This is a genomic window from Paenibacillus popilliae ATCC 14706, from assembly GCF_000315235.1.
Lineage (GTDB): Bacteria > Bacillota > Bacilli > Paenibacillales > Paenibacillaceae > Paenibacillus_B > Paenibacillus_B popilliae.
The window spans coordinates 1-1,661 of record NZ_BALG01000437.1; the positions used below are offsets into that span (position 1 = coordinate 1).

Genomic DNA, 1,661 nt, shown 5'->3' on the forward strand with positions numbered 1-1,661 from the left:
CATATAAGCCGCTTTGTTCACGATGGCGCCGTCCTGCTTCACTTTGAAGTGGATTGCATCCAGGAACACGACAGCGTAAACGGTTTGCAACGGGCGATTCTGCCACTCCTTGATGAGTGGAACGATCTTGTTTGTCACGTTCGAGATCATCGTTGGCGAGACATCGATGCCATACAACGGATGCAGGTGATCTTGAATCTCTCGCGTGCTGACACCCTTGGCGTAGAGCGCGATAATTTGGTCCTCGATGCCCGTTACGTTGGATTGATGCTTTTGGATAACCACCGGATCGAACTCGCCCTGACGGTCTCTGGGAACCGTAATCTTCTGCTCGCCATACTCGCTTGTGATTGTCTTCTTACTTTTCCCATTACGGCTATTGCTCGTCCGCTTGTTCTGCACGTCATGCTTCTTGTAGCCCAGATGGGTGTCCATCTCGGCCTCGAGCATTTCCTGCAACGTTTCTGCGAACAGGTTTTTCAAGGCATTCTGTGCATCCTGAGCGGTAACCAGGTTATTCTCTTTGATAAACGCTCGCAATTGCTCTTTCGTCCACAGTCCCATGTGTTCTCCACAACCTTTCTTTTACTTCCATTTTAGTAGGTTTTGGAGTTTACACAATCTATTTTACAGACCCTAGATCAACCTTTCTTCTATTCTGATTTTACCATGTTTTAGTAGGTTTTAGTAGGTTTTAGAGTTTGCACAATCTATTTTACGAACTCAACACCGGCTTGCCTCGGCATGCTGTTCTTTCGTTTCCCCGATTACTTATTTTCTGTTCGCTTCCCGTCGAGTGGAAGTTACGGATTCATTGCATTGTTTTAGGAGAATCGAAATTATTTTGACATAAAATAATTTGGGTAATCAACAGCCTGGATTCATGGCCAACTTTTTCTCATGCTTTGGGATCAATGTGCAATAATTTGTCTGAATCTTCATCTTGGGATCTCCTTAAACTTTATTATATTTTTATTGAATATTCCCAACGCTTGACCCGTTCCCAAACCAATAGTAATTTGGGTTTCACCAATCGCTTTCTTCCCTTTCCGTCCTTCAACTTTAAAGTAAGCATTTTTCTTATTCCACGATTTAGAGGCAGTAGGTAAATCAGGATATTTTTCAATTAATTCTTTTGTGTTATTTCTTACTCCTACTGCTTCCAAAGCTTTCGTCGTTCCAGTAGCAACTTCAAACTCAACCAAAACCCCATCATATTGTGCTGCGTACTCTCTTGATGGTGAGATGCAAGTTTCCTTGGTAGCCGGTACTTTTCCTGTATTAACCAAATAATTATAATTTTTTTGGCTCATTGTTCTATAGTATTTCTCAGTTTCACCCGTCCCCTTAGACGCCTTTCCGGCACTTTCCTCAGCGTTACTCACAGCGCTTTTTTCAGCGTTTTTCGTAACGCCGACTTCCGAAATGCCATTAGTAGGTGGTTGCGACTGTTGTTCTCTCTCTTCCACCACTGCGATTTCTTCTTCTGTTGGACGCGATGAGAGGTTTTCATCTAACTCTGGCTGTTCCGTTGACGGTAAGCGTCAAACCAATCCCACCTGTGCAAAGCAAGTCAAAACAGTCACAATGAATCCATCACGCATACGAAAGGATGGATTCAAAATGGAAACGAGTTTACAAGCGTTATGGACGGAGCGCAT

2 protein-coding genes are annotated in these 1,661 nt (G+C 43.5%); both read right to left on the reverse strand.

Annotated elements, in window-relative coordinates:
- The coding region (locus PPOP_RS18095; protein ID WP_006288119.1) for an IS256 family transposase at nucleotides 1–564 on the reverse strand (564 nt) is incomplete at its 3' end.
- Between the two features lie 374 nt (nucleotides 565–938).
- Nucleotides 939–1,472 carry a hypothetical protein gene (locus PPOP_RS18100; protein WP_006288120.1) on the reverse strand — a complete coding sequence of 178 codons (534 nt, stop codon included), beginning with the start codon at nucleotides 1,470–1,472 and terminating at the stop codon, nucleotides 939–941.
- Nucleotides 1,473–1,661 lie beyond the last annotated feature (189 nt).